Annotated in this window: 18 protein-coding genes and 1 pseudogene; 14 read left to right on the plus strand and 5 right to left on the minus strand. The window is 68.2% G+C overall.

Translation table 11 applies throughout. The features are described 5' to 3' along the window. The first annotated feature begins 78 nt into the window (after positions 1 to 78). From ABT025_RS12050 to ABT025_RS12075, 6 genes are all read left to right on the plus strand, one after another. On the plus strand, positions 79 to 1644 hold the full coding sequence (locus ABT025_RS12050; protein ID WP_350992735.1) for an ABC transporter substrate-binding protein: 1566 nt from the start codon (positions 79 to 81) through the stop codon (positions 1642 to 1644). 99 nt (positions 1645 to 1743) lie between these two features. Then, positions 1744 to 2697 (plus strand): ABC transporter permease, encoded by a 954-nt coding sequence (locus tag ABT025_RS12055; protein WP_350992737.1) that lies wholly within the window; start codon positions 1744 to 1746, stop codon positions 2695 to 2697. Then, positions 2694 to 3611, plus strand: coding sequence for an ABC transporter permease (locus tag ABT025_RS12060; protein WP_350992740.1), 918 nt, complete (start codon positions 2694 to 2696; stop codon positions 3609 to 3611). Before ABT025_RS12055 ends, ABT025_RS12060 begins: the two co-directional genes overlap by 4 nt. A 65-nt stretch (positions 3612 to 3676) precedes the next feature. Next, positions 3677 to 4693, plus strand: coding sequence for an ABC transporter ATP-binding protein (locus ABT025_RS12065; RefSeq protein WP_350992742.1), 1017 nt, complete (start codon positions 3677 to 3679; stop codon positions 4691 to 4693). Further along, positions 4683 to 5672: an ABC transporter ATP-binding protein gene (locus tag ABT025_RS12070; protein ID WP_350992744.1), complete on the plus strand. Its 990-nt coding sequence runs from the start codon at positions 4683 to 4685 to the stop codon at positions 5670 to 5672. Before ABT025_RS12065 ends, ABT025_RS12070 begins: the two co-directional genes overlap by 11 nt. Before the next feature lie 190 nt (positions 5673 to 5862). Beyond that, positions 5863 to 6822 carry a substrate-binding domain-containing protein gene (locus tag ABT025_RS12075; protein ID WP_350992746.1) on the plus strand — a complete coding sequence of 320 codons (960 nt, stop codon included), beginning with the start codon at positions 5863 to 5865 and terminating at the stop codon, positions 6820 to 6822. A 77-nt stretch (positions 6823 to 6899) separates the two neighbouring features. Here the strand turns inward: ABT025_RS12075 and ABT025_RS12080 are convergent, their stop codons facing one another. Together ABT025_RS12080 and ABT025_RS12085 are read right to left on the minus strand one after the other, a co-directional pair. After that, positions 6900 to 8210 (minus strand): MFS transporter, encoded by a 1311-nt coding sequence (locus ABT025_RS12080; protein ID WP_350992748.1) that lies wholly within the window; start codon positions 8208 to 8210, stop codon positions 6900 to 6902. Positions 8211 to 8467: 257 nt separating this feature from the next. Beyond that, positions 8468 to 8896 (minus strand): VOC family protein, encoded by a 429-nt coding sequence (locus ABT025_RS12085; protein ID WP_350992750.1) that lies wholly within the window; start codon positions 8894 to 8896, stop codon positions 8468 to 8470. 322 nt (positions 8897 to 9218) lie between these two features. On the opposite strand from ABT025_RS12085, the gene ABT025_RS12090 reads away from it, so the two are divergent. Next, positions 9219 to 9725, plus strand: a complete 507-nt coding sequence (locus ABT025_RS12090) for a MarR family winged helix-turn-helix transcriptional regulator (RefSeq protein WP_350992752.1) — start codon at positions 9219 to 9221, stop codon at positions 9723 to 9725. Between the two features lie 51 nt (positions 9726 to 9776). Here the strand turns inward: ABT025_RS12090 and ABT025_RS12095 are convergent, their stop codons facing one another. Continuing rightward, positions 9777 to 10622 carry a fumarylacetoacetate hydrolase family protein gene (locus tag ABT025_RS12095; RefSeq protein WP_350992754.1) on the minus strand — a complete coding sequence of 282 codons (846 nt, stop codon included), beginning with the start codon at positions 10620 to 10622 and terminating at the stop codon, positions 9777 to 9779. A gap of 107 nt (positions 10623 to 10729) precedes the next feature. On the opposite strand from ABT025_RS12095, the gene ABT025_RS12100 reads away from it, so the two are divergent. Then, on the plus strand, positions 10730 to 11224 hold the full coding sequence (locus tag ABT025_RS12100) for a VOC family protein (RefSeq protein WP_350992756.1): 495 nt from the start codon (positions 10730 to 10732) through the stop codon (positions 11222 to 11224). A gap of 205 nt (positions 11225 to 11429) precedes the next feature. Continuing rightward, complete coding sequence (locus ABT025_RS12105; RefSeq protein ID WP_350992758.1) at positions 11430 to 12233, plus strand: IclR family transcriptional regulator; 804 nt, start codon at positions 11430 to 11432, stop codon at positions 12231 to 12233. Positions 12234 to 12270: 37 nt separating this feature from the next. On the opposite strand, the pseudogene ABT025_RS12110 reads toward ABT025_RS12105, so the two are convergent. Both ABT025_RS12110 and ABT025_RS12115 read right to left on the minus strand, forming a co-directional pair. Further along, a pseudogene (locus ABT025_RS12110) lies at positions 12271 to 12514 on the minus strand (diiron oxygenase); the annotation flags it as partial. A gap of 84 nt (positions 12515 to 12598) precedes the next feature. Continuing rightward, on the minus strand, positions 12599 to 12742 hold the full coding sequence (locus ABT025_RS12115; protein WP_350992760.1) for a hypothetical protein: 144 nt from the start codon (positions 12740 to 12742) through the stop codon (positions 12599 to 12601). 527 nt (positions 12743 to 13269) lie between these two features. Here ABT025_RS12115 and ABT025_RS12120 point away from each other — a divergent pair. From ABT025_RS12120 to ABT025_RS12140, 5 genes are all read left to right on the plus strand, one after another. Beyond that, entirely contained in the window at positions 13270 to 16050 is a 2781-nt protein-coding gene (locus tag ABT025_RS12120; RefSeq protein ID WP_350992762.1) for a hypothetical protein, read from the plus strand. Between the two features lie 80 nt (positions 16051 to 16130). Beyond that, positions 16131 to 16889 (plus strand): hypothetical protein, encoded by a 759-nt coding sequence (locus ABT025_RS12125; RefSeq protein WP_350992764.1) that lies wholly within the window; start codon positions 16131 to 16133, stop codon positions 16887 to 16889. A gap of 66 nt (positions 16890 to 16955) precedes the next feature. Beyond that, on the plus strand, positions 16956 to 18272 hold the full coding sequence (locus tag ABT025_RS12130; RefSeq protein WP_350992766.1) for a hypothetical protein: 1317 nt from the start codon (positions 16956 to 16958) through the stop codon (positions 18270 to 18272). Between the two features lie 11 nt (positions 18273 to 18283). Further along, a complete protein-coding gene (locus ABT025_RS12135; protein ID WP_350992768.1) occupies positions 18284 to 18682 on the plus strand; it encodes a hypothetical protein in 399 nt (132 codons plus the stop codon). Positions 18683 to 18701: 19 nt separating this feature from the next. Continuing rightward, a complete protein-coding gene (locus tag ABT025_RS12140; RefSeq protein ID WP_350992770.1) occupies positions 18702 to 18899 on the plus strand; it encodes a hypothetical protein in 198 nt (65 codons plus the stop codon). Positions 18900 to 18948: the final 49 nt, after the last annotated feature.

Consider the following 18948-nt stretch of genomic DNA (forward strand, 5'->3'; position numbering starts at 1 on the left):
CACCAGAGGGCACCGGCCGGCGCTCGGGCAGTGAGCGCAGCCGAGGTTTTGCAACGAAGCGACTTCTACGAAGGGACAATGATGTTCGGAAGTCCACGTCTGCTCGCAGCTGCGGCCGTGAGTTCGCTGATGCTTCTTCTCGCGGCATGCGGCGGAGACAGCGGTACGACCCGGACCGGGAGCGGTCCGTCCGGCAAGCCGGTCCCGGGCGGTTCGCTCCGGGCGGTACTCCTCAGCGAACCCCGGAACCTGGATCCTGCGATCCTGCAGAACAACAACCGCAGCCAGGGCCTGCTGGGCAACGCCCTGTACGGAACGCTCCTCGTCAGCGATCCGACGACGGGCGCCGTCGGAAGCGACATGGCGAAGAGCTTCACGACGTCCGACCAGGGCAACAGCTTCGAGCTCACCCTGCGCCCCGGGCTGAAGTTCTCGGACGGCACACCGCTGGACGCCGCTGCGGTCAAGTACAACTGGGACCGGCAGAAGGACCCGAAGCTCGGCGGCAGCACGCTCCAGGACGCGAAGCTCATCGCGAGTACGAAGGTCGAGAACACGACGACCCTCAAGGTCACGCTGACCCAGGCCGTGCCTCGCTACGGCAGCAACGTCACGCTCTCCTCACTGAACTGGATAGCTTCGCCTGCCGCGCTCAAGCGTGGAAAGCAGCCCTTCGACGCTCAGCCGGTCGGTGCCGGGCCGTTCAAGCTGAAGAGCTGGAGCCGTGGTGGGACGCTCTCGCTCGCCAAGAACGCGTCGTACTGGAACGCGCCGAAGCCGTACCTCGACGGAATCGACATCACCTTCTCGCCCGACGCCACCCAGCGGCTCAACAGCCTTCAGGCCGGCGGCGCCGATGTCTCGATGATCGAGGACTGGAGCGTGGTGGCGAAGGCCAAGGCGGCGAACCTCCAGGTCAGCACGCAGCCGGTCGGCGGCGGTCAGTTCATCGCCTTCAACCTGGCGCGTGCGCCGTTCGACAACCTGGTCGCACGGCAGGCGGTCAGCTACGCCCTCGACACGAGCGCCTTCGACCTGGCGGTCAACCAGGGCCACGGACAGCCGGTCGAAACGCTCTTCCCGAAGAGCAACCCCCTCTACAACGACGTCTCGTTGCACACGTACGACAAGGAGAAGGCGCAGCAGCTGTTCGACCAGCTCGCCGCCCAGGGGAAGCCGGTGTCCTTCACGTTCACGACCTTCAAGGGCAGCGAGAAGATCGCTGAGGCCCTGCAGGCTCAGCTCAGTCCGTACAAGAACGTGAAGGTCGAGGTGAAGGTCGCCGAGTGGGCCGACACGGGACGCATCCTCGGCGCGCACGACTTCGACGCCACCCTCGCCGCGGCCAGCTTCCAGGATCCCGACCCGGCGCTTCCCCGGGCCTTCCTGAGCACGTCGCCGCGCAACTCGGTCGGCATCAGTGACCCGCAGCTCGATGCCGTACTCAAGGCCGGGAGCAACGGCACCACCGCAGCCTCCAGGAAGACCGCGTACGAGACCGCCGCGCAGCGGCTGGCGGCGGTCGTGCCCGGCATCTTCTACACGCGGGAAGCCCTGGTCACGGTCGCGAGCACGAAGGTGGGCGGGGTCAGCATGTACGGCGGGGGATCGCTCCTGGCCGACAGCCTCTGGCTGGACAAGTAGAGCCGTGTGCCCCGGCCTTCTCGGAGGCCGGGGCACGAGTCACAGAAGGAATGAAGGCATGGGCATGGGCATGAGGCCGGGCGAAACGGAAGTACTCCAATGGTGACGACAACGGGGAAACGGGTGGCCCGCGGCCTCCTCGTGGTTCTCCTCGTGACGATCGCGGCACAGGCGCTGCTGAGCCTCGCCCCCGGGACGGTGGCGGAGGGGATTCTCGGGCAGAACGCGACGCCGGAGAACATCGCGGATCTGAACAGGGAACTGGGCCTCGACCAGCCGGCCTGGCAGCAGTACCTCGACTGGCTCGGGGGCGCGCTGCACGGGGACCTCGGCAACTCCCTGGTCAGTCAGCAGCCCGTGCTGGAAGCCGTCGTCCAGCGCCTGCCGGTCACCTTCGAGCTGGCGTTCCTCGGCATGGCGTTGGCGATGGTGGTGGCCACGCTCTTCGCCGTCGTCGGCGCGTCGAATCCGGGCAGCCGGATCGACCGCGCCCTCAACGCGACCACATCGGTCTTCCTCTCCACCCCGGGCTTCATCGCCGGACCGCTGCTCGTCTACTTCTTCGCGATGCAGCTGCACCTGTTCCCCGTACTGGGATGGGCTCCGCTCGGCCAGGGGCTCGGCGCGAACCTCCGGACCGCCTTCCTGCCGGCACTGGCCATCGCGATCCAGGAGATCGCCGCCCTGCACCGCCTGCTCCGCACCGACCTGATCTCGACGCTGGGCGAGGACTTCATCGCGGCGGCCCGGGCCCGGGGCATGGGCCGGATGTACGTGATGTTCCGCCACGCCTTCAGGCCGTCGTCGTTCTCCCTCATCACGGTGCTCGGCATCAACCTGGGCCGTCTCCTCGGCGGGACGGTCATCGTCGAGGTGCTCTTCTCACTGCCCGGGGTCGGTGGGCTCCTCGTCCAGTCGATCACCTCGCGCGACATCATCATGGTTCAGGGCGTGGTGACGTTCGTGGCGGCGATCTACGTGGTGATGAACCTTCTGGTCGACTCCAGCTACGGGCTGCTCGACCCGCGCGTGCGGAAGGTGATGGCGGCATGACGCAAGCACAAGCCACCTCCGGTCCGGGGTACGAGAAATCCGCGAGTGAACTCGTCGGCGTCGTCGTAGAGGCGGGCCCCGAGGTCCCGGCCGGAAGGAGTCAACGGAAGTTCCTGGTATGGATCTCCTACGGCTGGCTCCTCACCGCGGTCGGGCTGGCGGTGATCGCTCCGCTCCTGCCGCTGCCTTCCTACGCGACACCGGCCGGACTGCCGAGGCTCGGCCCCGGCTTCGACTCCTTCGCGCTGCTTCTCGGCACCGATGACCTCGGCAGGTCCGAGCTGTCCCGCGTCATCTCCGGCGCACAGGTCTCCCTCGTCGTCTCGGCGTGCGCGGGAGTGTTCGGGTTCGTCGTAGGTTCCTTCGTCGGGCTGACCGCCGGATACTTCCGTCGGCGCCTTGACACGGGCATCGCCCTGCTGACGGACGTCATGCTCGCCTTCCCTCCGCTCATCTTCCTGCTGGCGATCGCCTCCGTCGTGACACCGGACATCAAGACGGTCGCCCTCGGCCTGGGCATCGTCGGCATTCCGACCTTCATCCGGCTCGCCAGGGCGAACACCCTGTCCTGGTCGACGCGCGAGTTCGTACGGGCCGCGCGCAACATGGGAGCCGGCCACAGACGTCTCCTGTTCAAGGAGATCCTGCCGAACGTCATCCCGCCGTTGGCGGCGTACCTGCCCGTCGTGATGGCGTCCATGATCGTCGCCGAGGGGTCACTCAGCTTCCTCGGTCTGGGCATCCCGTCACCGCGGCCGTCGTGGGGCGGAATGATCAGCTCGGGGCAGTCGGCGCTGTCCGACTCCCCGCACATCGTGTTCGTCCCGTCCCTGTGCATCTTCTTCACCGTGTTCGCCCTCAACCAGGTGGGCGACCATCTGCGCGGCCGCCTGGACAGGACGGTGCGGGACTGATGGCGACACAGGACCCGGCAGCGCCCGGAACCGATGCGGCCACGTCCGGGAAGGCCCCCAGCAGCATGAGTAGTGAGCCACTTCTGACCGTACGCAACCTGCGTACGCACATCAGGTCACCGCGTGGAATCGTCCGGGCGGTCGACGGGGTCTCGTTCGACATTGGCCAGGGAGAGTCGTTCGGGGTCGTGGGGGAGTCCGGTTCCGGGAAATCGGTCATGGCGCGCTCGATCATGGGCTTGTCGACACGGCTGACCGGTGTCTCCGGTGAGGCCGTGTTCAAGGGACGTGACCTGCTCTCCCTCTCCCGGAAGGAGAGCAGGAGCGTGTGGGGCAAGGAGATCGCCATGGTCTTCCAGGACCCCGGACGCTCCCTCAACCCGGTGGTCCGCGTGGAGCGCCAGCTCACCGAAGGCATGCGGGAACACCTGGGAGTGAGCAGGAGCGAGGCCCATGGCCGCGCGCTTCAACTGCTCAAGGAGGTCGGCATCTCCGACCCCGAGCGCCGGCTGCGCAACTACCCGCACGAGATGTCCGGCGGTATGCGGCAGCGCGTCATGATCGCGGTGGCGCTCTCCTGCGAGCCGGACCTGCTCATCGCGGACGAGCCGACCACCGCTCTCGACGTGACGATCCAGCGGCAGATCCTCGATCTGTTGCGCCGGGTTCAGCGCACGTACGGGATGTCGATGATGCTCATCAGCCATGACCTCGCGGTCGTGGCGGGACAGACCGACCGGGTCGGCGTGATGTACGCCGGGCGCATGGCCGAGCTCGGATCGACCTCCGACGTGTTCGAGGCGCCGCGGCATCGCTACACCGAGGCGCTGCTGAAAGCCACACCCACGCTCGGCCACGAGCGTCATGCCCGGTTCAATCTGATCAGCGGTGCGCTGCCCGATCCGACCCGGCCGCCACCGGGGTGCCGGTTCGCGCCTCGTTGCCACGCCGCGTCCGGCGCGTGCTCGGCGGGTGACCTCCTCGGCATCGGCCAGGTGGACGAGGGGCGTCAGGTCTGGTGCGTTCACCCGGTCGGGACGACGACCGTTGCTTCGACGGAAGGAGAGTCCGTTGCCCGGTAGCGGGAACGCGCACCTTCGAGGAGAGAGTGCTCTTCTCACGGTGGAGGACCTCGTGGTGGAGTACACCACGGCGGCCGGCACGGTGCAGGCCGTGGCCGGAGTGAGCTTCGACGTCATGCCGGGTGAAACCCTCGGGATCGTCGGCGAGTCGGGCTGCGGGAAGTCGTCGACCGGACGTGCGATCCTCCGGCTCGACCACGGCGCGGCAGGACGGATCACTTTCGACGGCGAGCGCGTCGATCAGGCTCCGGAGAAGCGCATGCGCGAACTGCGCCGTGACATGCAGATGATCTTCCAGGATCCGGTCGCCTCGCTCAACCCCAGGCGCTCGGTGAGGAACATCGTGGCCGAGGGGCTCGCGGTCGCGGGGAAGTCCGCCAGGGAACAGGCGGAGGTGGCGTCCTCCACCCTCGAGCGCGTGGGGCTGGGGGACGAGCGGTTCGCCGACGTACTGCCTCGTCAGCTCTCCGGCGGACAGGCCCAGCGCGTCGCCATCGCGCGAGCCCTGGCGGTGGGGCCCAAGCTGCTCCTCTGCGACGAGCCGGTCTCCGCACTCGACGTCTCGGTGCAGGCCCAGATCCTCAACCTGATCGAGGACCTCAAGGCGGACTACGACCTCACGGTCGTCTTCATCGCCCACGACCTGGGCGTGGTGCGGTCGGTGAGCGATGTCGTGATGGTCATGTACCTGGGAGCGGTCTGCGAGTTCGGTGACTCGGCGGAGGTGTACGACAGTCCGGCGCATCCCTACACGCGCGCACTCCTGGACTCGGTGCCGACCACGGATCCGGAGAACCCTTTCGAGGGACCGGCACTTGAGGGAGACGTCCCCTCGCCCCTGGCACCGCCGAGCGGCTGTCGGTTCAACACCCGCTGTCCGCAGGCCCGGGAGATCTGCCGAAGCGAAAGTCCCGGGATGCGGGAGGTCCGGCCACGTCAGTTCGCCGCCTGCCACTTCCCGATCGTGGATGCGGACTGAGCGCGGAGCCCTTTTGGACGTTCCACTGCACCGACTGTCCCCGATCCGGGACGCAGCTGCCGACGCGCCGAGCCACTCGGAATAGCGACCGGCAGCTGCGTCCGTTCGGGCACCCACCGGGTCGAGCGCCTCGACACGCCGGCCCGGCAGGGGTGAACACGCCCGGGAACTCGAGCAAGGAGCGGAAGAGATGACGGACATACCTGTTGTACGAGTCGGGTTCGCCGACTACGACCACACCCGGGACCTGTGGAACGGGCGGGTCACCTCACCCGACGTCACACTCCGTTGCACGGTCCCGGACAGGGCCGGCGAGGTGTTCAGACGCTTCGCCGACGGCGAATGGGACGCAGCCGAGGTGTCATTGGCGCAGGTGACGGAACGGATCGGCGCCGGGGACGACTCCCTGGTTTTGCTGCCGGTGTTCCTTGCACGTGCGTTCCGGCACGGTGCGATCTGGGTCGGCGCCGGATTCCCGGAGGACCCGGCAGAGCTGGCCGGCAAGCGGATCGGCATCACCAACTGGTCGCAGACCAGCGGCATCTTCGTACGTGGCCTGCTCGCATCGCGGTACGGGATCAGGCTGGAGGACATCCGCTGGTTCCAGGGTGGACTCAACACACCCGGCGCCACTGCCCGTACACCGCAACGCGGGGCGTTCGACATCACACCGGTGCCCGGCCCGACGCTGGATGCGATGCTCGCCGACGGCCGGCTCGACGCCGTCATCAGCTCACGGCCCCCGGCGTCCTTCAAGGGCAGGAACAGCCCGGTGAAGCGGCTGTTCGCGAAGTGGACCTTCGAGGAGATGTCCTACGTCGAGGCGACCGGGATCTACCCGATCATGCACGCGCTCGCCGTGCGGCGGGAGTTCCTGCGGCAGCGGCCACAGGTCGCCGACGCCCTGGTCCGGGTCTTCACCGAGGCGAAGGACCGGGCCGTCGCCCGTGCCACGCAGGTCTCGGTGTCGATGTACCCGCTGCCGTGGACGACGTCGAACGCGAACCGCACCATGAAATTCCTGGGTGCCGACGTCTGGCCGTACGGCGTGGAGTCCAGCAGGCCGACGCTGGAGGAGTTCCTGGACTACGCCGCGCAGCAGGGCATCACACCGAGGCGGCTCGGCGTGGAGGAGCTCTTCGCGCGCTGAGGCATCAAGGGAGGGCCGGTCGGCAGCAGCCCGACCGGCCCTGTTCGCGTGCCGGGGCACCCGTCACCCCCGCGCGGTCATACAGCGCCCCTCCTGTCGGCGCCCGGCGCCTGGTTCCCGGGCGTGGGCCCGTCGTCCGGCCGGGAGACCTCGCCGGCCCCGGGCACGGCCGCAGCCGTGAGCCGGCGGTGCACGGCAGAGCCGACGAGGGAGGCCGTCACGACGACGATGCCGCCGACGAGCAAGGTCCAGCGGGCACCGAGGTACTGTCCGATCCAGCCGATCACCGGGGCGCCGAGTGCGGCTCCGCCCTGCGAGAGCAGCACGTACAGGGAGGTCACGCGGCCGCGGAACTCCGGGGGTGTGAACAGTTGGACCGTCATCTGGGTACTCGTGACCATCGTCATCGTGCACAGGCCGATGACCGGTGCCCACGCGAGGAACACCACGTATGACGGGGCGAAGCCACCTACGGCGAGCGCGATGCCGAAACAGAGCGAGGCCGCCACGACCACCTTGGCGGTGACCGTTGTCCGTCGCGTCGCCCACACGGCTCCGGCGAACGTACCGATCGCCAGCATGGATCCGATGGCACCGAACCCGTCGGCACTGCGGTGGAAGACCTGCGTCGCCATCAGCGCCGATGTGAGCTGGAAGTTGATGCCGAAGGTGGCCGAGAACATCGTGACGAAGAAGATCAGGGTGAGGTCCGGGCGATCGCGCACGTAGCGGATGCCGGCCAGAACCTGGTGGCGTTCCCGCACACGGGGCCGGCGAGGGGGTTTCAGCTTCGCCGGATCGAGCAACTGCAGTGCCACGATGACAGGCGCGTAGGTGACCGCGTTGATGAGGATCGTCCAGCCGGCGGCCTCCGAGCCGCCGCCGAGGAGCGAGATCATTCCGCCCGCCAGGGCGGGGCCGACCATGCGGGCTCCGTTGAACGACACCGAGTTCACCGCGACGGCGTTGGTCAGCAGGTCCTCATCGACCATCTCCGGCACGAAGGACTGCCGCGCGGGTGCGTCGAGCGCGGACCCGAGGCCGAAGACGAAGGCGATCACGTAGACCTGCCACGGCTGTGCGGCGCCGGTGACCGCCAGGATTCCGAGGAGGAGCGACGGTATGCCCATCATGAGCTGCGTGCACTGCAGGAGCCGGCGCTTGGGGAAGCGATCGGCGATCACACCGGCCATCGGTGAGAAGAGCAGTGCCGGAAGGAACTGGAGTCCGGTGGTCACACCGACAGCCACGCCGCTGTTGCCGGTGAGCTGGAGGACGACCCAGTCCTGCCCGATCCGTTGCATCCACGTGCCGAGATTGGAGACGAGCGCGCCGGCCGCGTAAAGGCGATAGTTGCGGACAGAAAGAGCCCGCAGGGAATGCAACATGAGATCCTCGGTTCACGCGTGGCCGCGCACGCCGGACTTTCGGGCATGCGGGAGGGGAAAATCGTCGGGGCGGCCGGGCGGCGACGTCGCAGAGAGCCGATGGGCATGCTGTGGGACGTGGCGAGCCCGACGGGCCGTGACGCGAACGGTGGTGCGGGCGGACCGCGGCGGACGCCGTGCCGGAGCACCCGATCAGATGCGTGACGAGGGCGGCCGGCCGCCGGGACCGGAGCGGTCCCGGACCACATGCCCTTGGTTCACCAGGAGCGATTGCCGTGCCAGGCGACCTCGACCTGGTGGCCGTCCGGGTCCAGCAGGTCACACGACTTGGAGTTGTCCTGCGGGCGGACCTTCATGTCGTACCGCTCGATGCCGAGTTCGTCGAGGTGTGCCATGAACTCGTTCCAGTCCGTCACCTCGATACAGAAGTGGAACAGGTTGGCGCCGCGGCGGTGCTCGAACGTCGAACGTGGAATCACGACATCCGGGTAGAGCTCGAAGTGCACGTGGAAGTTGCCGTTGCTCATCAGAAGCGTTGTGGGGTTCTCGACGAACTTCTTGATGCTGACCGGTTCCAGCCCGAACACCTTCGCGTACCACTCGGTGGTCCGGTCGAAGTCGGTGACCGGGATATTGGCGTGGTGGAGGCTGTGGGCGAGCTTCTTGGATTTCGTGTCGGAAGTCATGTTCTTCCTCCTGGCGGAGAGTGATCCGGACGCGGGGAGACGGGTGCGAGAAGGCCTGTCTGCTCGGCACGCCACCTTCTCATCGCCGCCGCCCCTTGCACATGGTTTTGTTGCGCAACCTAAGTATGTCTGTGCTGCATGCCGTGCGGCGAGGTGTCCTGACTTGCGCAACGAGCAGTGCCCGGAACCCCGTGGCCGCGGCCGGGGCGCGCTCGGTGTGGGCCGCGTCGCCCGGCCCGTTCCCCGGCGCGACGCCACATCCCTCCCGCGCCAGGCGCGGCAGGGCGGACGCTAGACTCGGTCCATGGGGAAGGAGACTCAGGTGACAGGCGAGCTTCGGCCCGTGGCGTCCACGGATGTACGACGGTCCGAGGCGGCTGCCGAACTCTCGCATCTGGTGTCGGCGCTGTGGAAGCTCATGGTGCGGGCGACTCCCGCGCACGCGAGCATGCCCGTGCTGGAATCCCAGGTGTCCATCCTGCGCACACTCGTGGCGGCCGGACCCATGGCGCCGGCCGCCGTGGCGGACGAACTCCGGCTGGCGCGGTCCACGGTGAGCAACCTCGTTCGCGACCTGGTCGACGACGGACTGATCGAGCGTCGGCCGTCGGAGTTCGACCGGCGGTCGGTGCTGCTCGCACCCACCGTGCACGGACAGGCTGTTCTGCAGCGTTTCAGGGAAGAGCGTGTCCGGGTCGTGGACGCGGCCCTGGCGGCGGTTCCGCCCCAGGAGATGGACCGCCTCGCGGCTGCCCTGCCGGCCCTGGAGACACTCCTCGCCGAGTTCGAGCGAATGGCTGACGAGGCCACCGGTCACTCGTCGGGATGACTGCCGCGGAGGCCGGGGCCGGGGGCGCCGCCCTCGACCCCGCGCGACTGCTCAGCCCTGGACCTTCGCCTCTCGTACGCAGCGATTGCGTGTCTCGCCGAGGCCCTCGATGACGGTCCGGAGGAGCTGGCCCTCGCGGAGGTAGACCTGGGGGTCACGTCCGTCGCCGACGCCCCCCGGCGTTCCGGTGCAGATCACGTCGCCCGGTAGCAGGGTGACGATGTCGCTGACGTACGAGACGATGTCGGCGATGCCGAACAGCAGGTCCGACGTGCGCGAGGTCTGCATGACCTCGCCGTCGACCTCGCAGCGGATCTCCAGGTCCGGCTCCTCGCCGCCGAACTCGTCCGCCGTCACCAGCTCGGGACCCAGGGGAGTGGTCGCCTCGAAGGTCTTCCCGGCCAGGAACTCCCGGGTGCGGCGCTGGTACTCGCGTACGGTCACGTCATTGCAGACCGTGTAACCGGCGACGAAGTCGAGGGCCGCGGCCTTCGGGACGTGACGGGCGGGCCGGCCGATCACGAAGGCCAGTTCCGCCTCCCAGTCCACGGTGTCGCTGACCAGCGGCAGGGTGACCGGGTCGTGGGCCCCGATGAGTGAACCGTCGTACTTGGCGAACAGCGTCGGGTACCTGGGCGTGTCCCGGCCCATCTCCTTGATGTGCGTGGCGTAGTTCAGCCCCAGGCAGATGATCTTGTTCGGGTGGGGCACCACGGGCGCGAACGAGGCCTCGGCCGCGCCGATGCGCTCGCTTCCCCGGTTGGCGGCCCGCCGGGCCCAGTCGTCGCCCGAACTCAGCAGGGAGCCCACGTCGGTGTGCGGAAGCAGGGTGTAGGCGTCACCGTCGCGCCGGGCCGCCCGCGTTCCGTTGTCCGTGTGCAGAGTCGCAAGTCGCATAGCGGATCTTCTCTTCCTTCGTTGACTGATGTCCGAGGTGATCGTAGTCTCGTCTCGTATTGCAGGATAGACGTCCTGTTAAACAAGACAGAGTGAAAGGTGGCGCCATGGCCATCACCGGGCTCGGCCACACCGGGCTGTGGGTCTACGACCTGCCGAAGATGCGGGACTTCTACGCCCGCGTCATGGGATTGACGGTGACCGATGAGGACGGGGACCTGGGGATCGTGTTCCTCAGTGCGCGGCCGGACGAGGAGCACCATGAGTTCGTGCTCCAGGCCGGGCGCACCTCACCCATCGGTGACAAGCAGCAGCACCAGATCTCCTGGCGCGTGGAGTCGTTGGAGAATCTGCGTGACTTCCACCGGCGCTTCGAGGAGGAAGGGGTCGTGGTCCAGCAGGAGGTGACCCACGGCAACGCCTTCGGTATCTACTTCTTCGACCCCGAGGGAAACCGCAACGAGGTCTATCTGCGCATCGAGCGGGACGTGCGGCAGCCCTTCCGGAAGACCATCGACTTCGGCCGCTCGGCCGAGGAGATCCGCGCGGAGGCCGAGCGTCTGCTCCTCGACGGCGGGGCCGCCTACCAGCCGGTGCAGTAGTCGAGGGCCGGCGAGCACCCTCCCGCCTCCGATGCTTCCTCTCCTGGCGGGAGTTCACGTGCGGGGCGCCATCTCGGTGGAGCGTGGGAGTGCCCGGGCGCGGGAGCGCCGAGGTGGGGCCCGGCTGTCGTCCGGGCCCGGCGGGCTCCAGGCAATTCTGCCGAGTCGAAGGGGGCGGGGCGGTTCGCCGGGTATGATGTCCTGCATGGCAGGACGTAAGTCGGTAGAAGCTGTTCCAGTAGGCCAGTACCGCGAACGCAACTCGACCGCGGATCGCGCGCTGGACATCCTCGGTCTGTTCTCCGAGGCCAAGTTGACCATCTCGGGGCAGGAAGTGGCCACCGCTCTGGGGACGGCGCGCTCGACCGCGTACCGCTACCTCCAGAGCCTGGTCGGCAGCGGTTTCCTCGAAGAGGACCCGGGCGGCGGTTTCCGGCTGGGCCTGCGCGTCCTGGAGCTGGCGCGCCTGGCTCGGCGAGGGTACGGCTTGTCGGAGATCGCCTTGCCAGTCATGCGGGATCTGTGCGCCGAGGTCGGTGAGACGGTGCTGCTGACGCGCCGCGCCGGAGCGGCTGCCATCTGCGTGGAGCGATGCGAGGCGGACCACCCGGTGCGGATCTCCTACGAACGCGGCAGCGTGCTGCCGCCCAACGCAGGCGCGTCCGCCCTGGCGCTGCTCGCGTGGCTGCCCGAGCAGGAGTGCCGGGAACTGCTGGCGCCTCAGCGGCTCCAGCGGTTCACCGCGCGGACGATCACGGATGTCGACGCTCTCATGGAGCGGCTCGCCGAGATCCGTCGTGACGGATACGCCATCAGCCGGGGCGAACTGGACACGGACATTCTCGGTATCGCCGTCACGGTCCGCGGATCCTCCGGGAGTGCCGTCGCAGCGGTGAGCGTCGCGGCGCTGGAGCACCGGGTCCCCGACCGCCGGCTCCCGGAGGTATTGGCGGCCGTCCGCCGAGCTGCCGAATCCATCGGTGATCAGCTGGCGCTCGTGGGGGACTGACGGAGCCGGATGCCCGGTCCCCGCCGCCGTCGAAGGGCCGGCGTGTCAGTGCCTTGCGCTGTGTCGGCCAACTCCTGCCAGTAGGCGGTGCCGTAGAGGGTGTTCCACTCCGGACTCGCGCCGTGGTGGCCCGTGTTGAGGGGCGCGTTTCGGTCCGCTTCGGTGGCCGGGTCGTAGGGCGGCTTCGCGGCCGGATCGAGCAGGCGTCGGGCGACGTCCTGCTCGGAGCGCCGGTCCTGGTCCTCCGGCCGGACGGTGCTCCTTGCCGTGCCGCGGCTCACTCCGTGCTGCGGCTCCGTGAATCGAGCCGGTGCCCGCCCGGCTGTCGGCGGCACCTGACGCCCCCTCGCAGGCCTGACGTCACCTCAGCCGAGCTCGGGCGGGCGGTCGCCGACGACGCGGTGGCTGTCGTACTGCCGGCCCCGGGTCCAGCGGCCCGCACTCCGCTGACCGCCGGCTCGGGACCCGTCCGCGGTCTTGTCCGGCAGACAGGGACGGCTGCCGGACAAGGAAGCATTCAACCAATCTGGCTGCGTGGTCTACCGGCGTGCACGGGTTTAAGCTGATGAGGGGTACGCGGCCGCAGGCGATGGGAGCAGGAGCCATGAGCGGCAGGCAGGACTTCACCGCCTTCGAAACGTGCACGGCGGTTCTCGACAGGAGATGTGCGGCGGAGTTTGCCCGCACCTCCTCGCTCTCCCGGATCGACGGCACGTTCATCCAGGTGATGACGGAGCATCAGGACAGGACCTCCGTCGGGACTGCCGCTCGACGGACCGGGCTGTGTGCCCCACGTCCTCGTCAAGGCCGGCCCTGCGCGGTCAGCGGGGCACGGCTCTCGTCACATGTCGCATGCGCTTCCACAGCGCCGGCCTGGCCGAGACGGAGACCGAGGCCACGCTCTTCGGCGTAATCGGCTGCGCCACAGTCGTCCGCGGCGCCGCGGCCGGCGGACTGCCATGTCTGTGCGACGGCGCCGATCACCGAGGGGCGGGCTGCCAGGAGGTGTCGATCCATGTGCGCAGAGGAGCACGTCATGGGCCGGAACGAGGAACGCAGGCACAGGAACGACCCGGGCCCACAGCCCGGCCTGCCCCTGAGGCTGGTACCCGGGGTGGGTGAGGACAGAGGCGCCGACGGCGTCCTGCGCAGGTACTTCGATCCGGGCGCGACCCTCTTCCGTGCGCCAACCGCCCGTAGGGCCGTCAACACCTTCGTACGAGAGCGTGCGAAGGAACTCGGGACGGAGGGCGCGGACCTCCGTGAAGTCGCCCACGACCAGGACACGGCGACGCTGAACGTCCGCTATCAGCAGTTCCACCAGGACGTTCCCATCCTGGGAGCCACGCTCCAGATGGTGGCCGACACCGGGCAGGCAGCTGTCGTTCAGGTCGACAACGCCACGGAACTCGACGTCTCCGACGCCCCGGACGTGAGCGAGGCCCAGGACCTCGACGTCGTCGGGACGAGCGCGCTCGCGCCGTTCCGTGAAGGGTACGAAGCCGCTGCCGTCGTCCGCGACAACCTGGTCTACCTGCGGGACACCGCAAGGCCCCCGCTGCCGGAGGCCGGCAGCCCCTCCGCCTCGGTCGCGCTCCTGAGAGAGGGGAGGAGGCGACCGGACGGCAGACTGCACCTGGTCCACGACCTCATCGTCGAGACCAGCGGGCCCTTCGAGCACTTCCGGGTCGTCGTCGACGCCGTCGGCGGGGAACTGCTCTGGATCGAGGGCGCGGGGAAGTACGTGACGGCGACGCTCAAGGTCTACCTGCCCGACCCCGTGACGGAGTCCGACGACGGCTCGCTCAGCTCCCTGTCGGACGACGAAAAGCTGAAGCCGTTCGCCCACGAGGTCCAGACGGAGATCGGCCCGGCCGACGGCGACGGAATGTTCCACCTGGAGGGGGAGTGGTGCCGCTGCAGCGACTGGGATGCCCCGGACTTCCCCCAGCCCGCATCGGACTCGCCCACCTTCGTGTTCGACACCCACCCCAAGGACAAGGCGTTCCTCAGTGCCAACGCCTACTACTGGACCGACTCCTTCGCCCGCTATCTCCGCAGCCTGGGCAACGCGGCGCTCAACGCCCGCATGGTCCAGGTCGAGGTCGACCCGCAGGGAGCCGAGAGCACCGACAGGAGCGAGTGGATCGGCACGACGACACCCCCGCGGATGCGCTTCGACATGAAGTTCGTGCCCGGGGCCGCCGACCTCGGCATCATCGTGCACGAGTACACGCACGGGGTCGTGCAGTGGCTCCGGACCGGCGCGACCGGTCCCTTGGAGTACGAGCACAGCATCTGCGACGCCATGGCGGGCATCTACCGGGACCGGTTCAACCCCGCGGGCAACCGCCGGACCGAGACGTTCCCCTTCGACAACAACCTGCAGGACGAGTGGAGCCAGGGCCGTCGGCTCGACCTGACGCAGCGCTTCGACGACGCGGATTTCGGCGACTACACCCCCGACCTGCGTGCTTCCATGCTGGCTTCGGCCCTGTGGCAGTGCTACCTGGGCATGGGGGGAAAATCGAAGGACGATGTCGTGCGTCAGAAGGCCGCCGACAAGATGATCAAGACCATGCTGGCGATGGTGCCGCGCCTGGGGGCGGACACCACACAGAGCAAGAAGAACGCTGTCCACCTGGCCGAGACGCTCATCGCCTCGGACGTCACGGTCAACGGCGGTGTGTACCGCAACGTGATGAGTGACGCGTTCGTCCGCCAGGGACTCTTCGCCAAGCCCGACGTCGACGTCTTCATCGCGGACAGGCCGGGGGACACCGGTCTCGTGCCGAGCGGCAGCGACACGGACCCGTTCTGGACGTCCCCCGACATCTGGGTCCGCAACGCGGTCGGCCCCGGCGACGACCCTGAGGCAGGGCACCAGGAACCCATCATGAACCGGCCGAACTACCTGTACGTGCGCGTGCACAACCGCGGGACGGCCGAGGCCCAGCCGGACAGGTTCACGGTCGAGACACGCCGGTGCGACCCGGGCACCGGCATGACGTGGCCCGACCATTTCAAGGTCATCAGTACGGAGACGATCCACGCACCGATCCCACCCGGCGGATCGGTGCGCGTCGGACCCTTCCCCTGGACACCGACCATCCCCGATCACGAATGCCTGATCGCGGTCGTGCACGGTGCGGACGACCCCGCCGTCGTCGCGACATCGGGCAAGCCGGTGCCGCACGACCGCCTCGTACGCTTCGACAACAACGTGGGCCAGCGGAACGTGTACCCGCAGAAGTCCGTCCTCGGCGGCCAGACCACCATGACCATCGCGCTCAGGGGGGCGCCGACGGCGACGGACGGCGCGTGGGAACTGGACGCCACGGCCATGCCGCCGGACACCCGGATCACCATCCGGACCCTGAGCCGCATCGTCGAGCCGTCCACCCTCAGCAACGTCGAGGTGACGGAGACCGGGCAGGTGCGCTCCACGCTGCAGATGTCGGGTGGCAATACCGCGGACGTCGACGGCTTCCGGCTCGACGCCAACGACGACGTGTCGGCCGAGCTCACCATCGACTTCGCCCACGAGGCCGTGCACCTCAAGAACTACGACTTCATCGCCACCCAGCTCCAGGACCACGAGGTGGCCGGACGCATCACGATCGAGATCACCGCCGTCAAGGACCTGCACGAGTGGTTCTTCGGCAACCCGAAGAGCGGCGAGGTGCACATCGACACCTGTCCCTTCTGGGAACAGCTCAGCCCGGCGAACAAGAAGCCGTACGCACGCATAGAGGAGGCTCTGGTCCGCGGCTTCAACGGCTGCGCCTACTGCCTCCCCCAGTTCAACACTGGCTGAATCGTGAGGAGTCGGAGACTTCCGCGCCCGAAATGACCCGGCCCTCTCCGGGGGGTACGCTGGGAAATGGTGATGACAAGATGTCAGCGACGATCCCCTTCACGGACGGTCTGATGCTCCGGTACCTGCAACCGGAGAACGTGAGGGCGTTGCTGCTTCCGGCCACCGACCCGGAGCACGAGCGGGTGCGGTCGCTGTTGGTCTCCGCCTACGATCCGTCCTTCCTCGACATCAGGTCGGTGGAGTCCGTCGATGTCGTCCACAGGGAGTTCCAGACCGCCGTCCACGCCTCGATCGCCGTCCACGGGTCGTGGGACAAGTCGGTCCCCACGACCGAACAGGCCCGGGCCACCGTCGAGATCCCGGCGACACCCCCGGTGCACTGGATCGACATGTCGTTGGAGACCGTGGTCGCGGTGAAGGCGGCACCGGCCGGCAGCCTCCTGACCTCCGTGGACGCGGAGGCATGGGCGGCAGCGGACGGTGCCGGGGCACGGCGGGACGGGTTCGAGCGGCCCTACCGGCTCCAGTACGCGGATCCACCCTCTTTCGATCCTGCAGCGCCGGCCCGCAGGCTGCCCTTGCGGGTGTCGACGCTCTTCTTCGACCGCCTCGACCTCGCCGACGCGCTGCGCCGGCTCAGTCAGGCCAAGCGGGCGGTCGATGCGGCGAGCCCACAGCCCGAGGTCCACGACGGAGGCACCATGCTCGCCTCCAGTGCGTGGCTGGCGGTCTTCCCCGCCACCACGACTGACGAACCGTCACAGACGACCGAGCAACTGGTCGGCGATCTGCTGGCGACCCAGGGATTCGTCGCCGCCTTCGAGACGGCGCCCTGAAGTCCGGCGGGAACCGGCCGCGCCTCGTCCTCGAAGACCGGGCGCGCACACGGTGAGGAGCAGTCGATGCCGTTCAACTACGTCACTGTCAAAGCGAGCAGTGATCTCTTCACGCCCGCCACCAGAGCCTTCGGGGACATCCTCGTCATCGGCAAGGGAGCCCTCGGGAGCGCGGGTTCGGGCGCCCAGTCGTTCACGTACCCGAGCGAGGCCGTGAAGGCGTACCCGCAGGGGGCGACGAAGCTGGCGGACAAGGTCGAACCCCCCACCGGCACCGTCACCTCCGCGGCCAAGTTCCCTGTCGGTACAGAGGTCGCGATCGGGAAGGAGGGGGAGGCCGAGGTTCGTACGATCAAGGCGGTGGCCGACGCGGCCGGCAAGTTCACCCTGACTCTCGACGAAGACCTCAAGAGCGCCCACGCGGCGGACGACCCGGTGGTCGGGCTGGACCTCAGCGAACTCGCCGCCGCCATCTCCCTGGCCTTCCGGCAGACCCCGCCCCCGACCAAGGTCTGGGGCATCGAGGTGGCCTTCAACAATCCGGTCTGGTCCACCGCCCTCACGGCGGCGGAGGACGTTCCGGCGCAGATCGTGATGCTCGCCAACACACCGCTGAACGAGCAGCCGAGCACCAAGCACCCGGTCGAACTCCTGGCGAAGCACGTCATCGAGGTCTCCAACACCGGCGGAGACGGCAAGGAGCGCATCGGGGTCGCCATGCTGGACCGGACGCTGACGCAGGACAAGCAGGTCGCCCTGAACAAGGGAGCGATCCACGACAACCGGATGGTGCTGGTCGCCCACAAGTCGGAGAAGGACGATGTGGCCGCGGCGGTGGCCGGCGTGATCGCGGGCCACGAACCCCACATCTCCCTCCTGCTCAAGTCCCTCTCCATCGAGATGCCCGACCTCTTCACGGCCACCGAGATCCAGACCTACTACGACAACTCGATCAACTGGGTGACGAGTCCGGTGATGCTCCCGGGCCACAGCCTGTACCTGGGTGAGGGACTCACCGCCAGCCCGAGCGGCAACAAGAAGTACATCGACATCGTGCGGACGCTCGACGACATCGGCTTCCGCATCAAGGCCGCGCTGATCGAGGCCGTCGGCGACCTCCGGATCGACCGCCCGGGCCTGCGTACGGTCGTGACGCTCGTCCAGAGCGTGCTCTCACCGCTCGTCACCCGCGGCGTGATCGAGGACTACACCGTCCACATCCCGCTGCTCGTGCTCCTGGAACGCGAGCGCGCCACCTTGAGCGCCGACGAGCTCGAACAGATCGGCGACGGGCGGAGCGGCAGGAGCGTCGACATGGAGGTCTCGGTCGTCTATGCGGGCGTGATCCACCAGATCGCAGTCAAGCTGGTTCTCAAAGGTTAAGGAGCGATGAGATGCCCGAGGTCAAGTGGGACACCCGGTTGACGGTGATGCTCGACACCACTGTGGTCACCCCCATCGACTCCTTCAATCCCACGTTCAACAGTCCGGTGCAGCCTCTGCACTCATTGGAGGCCGACAACGTCGCCCACGTCGTCCAGCCCAAGGCGTTCACCTTCTCCATGGCGGTGAAGGCGATCGGCCCGGCGGTCGCCAAGCTCACCCAGATGGCTCTGGAGCACAAGAGCTTCAACATCGGGCTCCAGGAGGCTTCCGGCAGCGACTGGACGTTCCAGCAGATCGTGTTCAACGACTGCTACATCACGTCCGCGGCGAGCACGATCCTCATCGACGGCGTGCCCACCACCACCTTCAACTGCGTCTGCCTGGAAGTCACCCCGACCAGCGCCTGACCGGAGTGCGGAGGACCCCATGTCACAGCAGGAAGCCGAGCCCGAGGGCACGCTGCCCGAGGTCGCCGGGCCGGAGCCCGTCGTGGTCTCCGGTCCGGGGGCCGACCTCCACTTCCACTTCCCGATCGAGGTGGTCCTGGTGGGAGACATCGCCGAGGAGACCCGCCAGGACCTCGTGTCGGGAATCTACGAGGCCTTGCACGAGGCCCTCAGCTGAGTTCGCGGCCGTCGGCCGGGCCATGTACGAGGCCGTCGGCCGAGACCGC

Origin of the sequence: Streptomyces sp. NPDC002809 (genome assembly GCF_040295435.1) — a bacterium.
Taxonomy (GTDB): Bacteria; Actinomycetota; Actinomycetes; order Streptomycetales; family Streptomycetaceae; genus Streptomyces.

Coding starts and splice junctions, on each gene's coding strand:
- ABT025_RS12085 (WP_350992750.1), bottom strand. CDS start 8,896: ATGACTTCCGACACGAAATCCAAGAAGCTCGCCCACAGCCTCCACCAC.
- ABT025_RS12140 (WP_350992770.1), top strand. CDS start 18,702: ATGTCACAGCAGGAAGCCGAGCCCGAGGGCACGCTGCCCGAGGTCGCC.
- ABT025_RS12065 (WP_350992742.1), top strand. CDS start 3,677: ATGAGTAGTGAGCCACTTCTGACCGTACGCAACCTGCGTACGCACATC.
- ABT025_RS12060 (WP_350992740.1), top strand. CDS start 2,694: ATGACGCAAGCACAAGCCACCTCCGGTCCGGGGTACGAGAAATCCGCG.
- ABT025_RS12120 (WP_350992762.1), top strand. CDS start 13,270: ATGGGCCGGAACGAGGAACGCAGGCACAGGAACGACCCGGGCCCACAG.
- ABT025_RS12050 (WP_350992735.1), top strand. CDS start 79: ATGATGTTCGGAAGTCCACGTCTGCTCGCAGCTGCGGCCGTGAGTTCG.
- ABT025_RS12125 (WP_350992764.1), top strand. CDS start 16,131: ATGTCAGCGACGATCCCCTTCACGGACGGTCTGATGCTCCGGTACCTG.
- ABT025_RS12075 (WP_350992746.1), top strand. CDS start 5,863: ATGACGGACATACCTGTTGTACGAGTCGGGTTCGCCGACTACGACCAC.
- ABT025_RS12095 (WP_350992754.1), bottom strand. CDS start 10,622: ATGCGACTTGCGACTCTGCACACGGACAACGGAACGCGGGCGGCCCGG.
- ABT025_RS12100 (WP_350992756.1), top strand. CDS start 10,730: ATGGCCATCACCGGGCTCGGCCACACCGGGCTGTGGGTCTACGACCTG.
- ABT025_RS12055 (WP_350992737.1), top strand. CDS start 1,744: ATGGTGACGACAACGGGGAAACGGGTGGCCCGCGGCCTCCTCGTGGTT.
- ABT025_RS12135 (WP_350992768.1), top strand. CDS start 18,284: ATGCCCGAGGTCAAGTGGGACACCCGGTTGACGGTGATGCTCGACACC.
- ABT025_RS12105 (WP_350992758.1), top strand. CDS start 11,430: ATGGCAGGACGTAAGTCGGTAGAAGCTGTTCCAGTAGGCCAGTACCGC.
- ABT025_RS12080 (WP_350992748.1), bottom strand. CDS start 8,210: ATGTTGCATTCCCTGCGGGCTCTTTCTGTCCGCAACTATCGCCTTTAC.
- ABT025_RS12130 (WP_350992766.1), top strand. CDS start 16,956: ATGCCGTTCAACTACGTCACTGTCAAAGCGAGCAGTGATCTCTTCACG.